The organism is Dialister sp. CAG:357, from assembly GCF_000435155.1.
Taxonomy (GTDB): domain Bacteria; phylum Bacillota; class Negativicutes; order Veillonellales; family Dialisteraceae; genus Dialister; species Dialister hominis.
On the sequence record NZ_FR896456.1, the window covers coordinates 14,711 to 15,791 of the forward strand.

The 1,081-nt window shown below is 52.3% G+C and carries 1 protein-coding gene and 1 tRNA gene; one reads left to right on the forward strand and one right to left on the reverse strand.

All coding sequences use genetic code 11. The features are described 5' to 3' along the window. Positions 1-19: 19 nt before the first annotated feature. Positions 20-109, reverse strand: a tRNA-Ser gene (locus M3200_RS07510). A 146-nt stretch (positions 110-255) separates the two neighbouring features. Here M3200_RS07510 and M3200_RS07515 point away from each other — a divergent pair. After that, on the forward strand, positions 256-1,081 hold an 826-nt coding region (locus M3200_RS07515; protein ID WP_288178223.1), incomplete at its 3' end, for an AAA family ATPase.

Here is a 1,081-nt window from a genome sequence, read left to right on the forward strand (position 1 = left end):
GGCCGCGGGTCATATGCTGTGGCGGAAGGGATGGGATTCGAACCCATGAACCTCTCACGAAGTTAACGGTTTTCAAGACCGCCTCCTTCAACCGCTCGGACACCCTTCCATATCTTACTATTATATTTTACATTCCTGAATCTGTCAAATGATTCAGGGAAATCCCCTCTTTTGTCAGCGAGATGACATAAAGAGTATAATAAATAAAATAGCATAATAATCAATATTATACTAAAAAAATACAGTGAGGTTCTTATGGATACAAAACAGAAGATTGATGAAATCCTTTCCGAGACGGGGAAGGCTGTCCTGGGCAAACAGGAAGTCCTATCCCGCATTTTGACTGCCATCCTGGCAGGGGGCCATATCCTGATCGATGACATTCCGGGCGTCGGCAAGACGACGATCGCTGTCGCCTTCACGCACGCCCTGGGGCTCGATTACAAAAGGATGCAGTTCACCCCGGACGTCCTTCCTTCGGATATCACGGGCTTTTCCATGTACGACAAGAATTCCGGCGAGTTCCGCTACATGCCGGGCAGCGCCATGACGAATCTTTTCCTTGCCGATGAAATCAACCGTGCATCGCCGAAGACGCAGTCCGCGCTCCTGGAAGTCATGCAGGAAGGAAAGCTTTCCGTCGACGGCAAGACCTACCCCGTCCCGCAGCCCTTCATCGTCATGGCAACGCAGAACCCCTACGGCTCTTCTGGCACGCAGGAACTCCCTGATTCCCAGACAGACCGCTTCATGATCCGCATCACGGTCGGCTATCCGTCTGCGAAGGATGAAATCGCCATCCTGAAGCATGAGAACATGGTCGCCGCTTCTGAAGTGGAAGCCATCGTTTCTGCAAAAGAGCTGATGGAAATGAGAAAAGAAGCAGCCGCTGTCCACGTCGAAGACTCGATTTACGGCTACATGGTCAATATCGCAAACGCTTCCCGCACACATGCCGACGTCAGCCTTGGCATTTCGCCCCGCGGCACGATGGCGCTTTCTTCCATGTCCAAGGCGCACGCGCTGATGGAAGGAAGAGACTACGTCATTCCTGACGACGTCCTCTCGGTCGCTCCCTACA